Origin of the sequence: Pseudomonas sp. MAG002Y (assembly GCF_019400845.1) — a bacterium.
Lineage (GTDB): Bacteria > Pseudomonadota > Gammaproteobacteria > Pseudomonadales > Pseudomonadaceae > Chryseomonas > Chryseomonas luteola.
In genome coordinates, this window is the sequence record NZ_WOEJ01000058.1 from 1 (window position 1) to 536 (window position 536).

The following is a 536-nucleotide window of genomic DNA, read 5'->3' on the forward strand; positions in this document are numbered from 1 at the left end:
GCCCAGCGTAAAGCACACAGAAAAGGCAATAAACACACGCCGAAGACGATTGGTTTGTTTCATGGAAGCCTTTTCTTGTCAATCCGGGCAATGACAGTTTCAGCGGAGCGTCTTTCAAGAAAGACCGTTTGTTCAACTATCGGCTAAATAGCTTATTAATTAACTTAAATTCCCAAATAGTTATTTCAACAGATGAACGTACAAGTCTTTGCGATGAAAATCGTAGCTAAGATTTCAGTATGGCGTACGGCAGCCGTTAAGCTTTGGGTCTAAAACTTTGGTGGTTCGTATGCTTGCTGGTAGTTATGACCCACTTCTCGTGCTGGTCTCTGTAATCGTGGCGGTGCTGACCTCTTACACTGCGCTACAACTGGCGTCTGCGGTATTTGGAACGTCCGGTACGGCTGCCCGGGTGTGGCTGAGCTGTGGCGCCCTGGCCATGGGGACCGGCATCTGGGGAATGCATTTTATTGGGATGCTTGCCTTTAGTTTGCCAATTGAGCTTGGCTACCAGATCTCAACTACCGTGCTGTCAC

At 48.1% G+C, this 536-nt stretch carries 1 protein-coding gene; it reads left to right on the top strand.

The annotated features are described in order from the left end of the window. Positions 1–289: 289 nt before the first annotated feature. Positions 290–536: MHYT domain-containing protein (locus tag GM154_RS25540; protein ID WP_308460639.1), on the top strand; the 247-nt coding region annotated here is incomplete at its 3' end.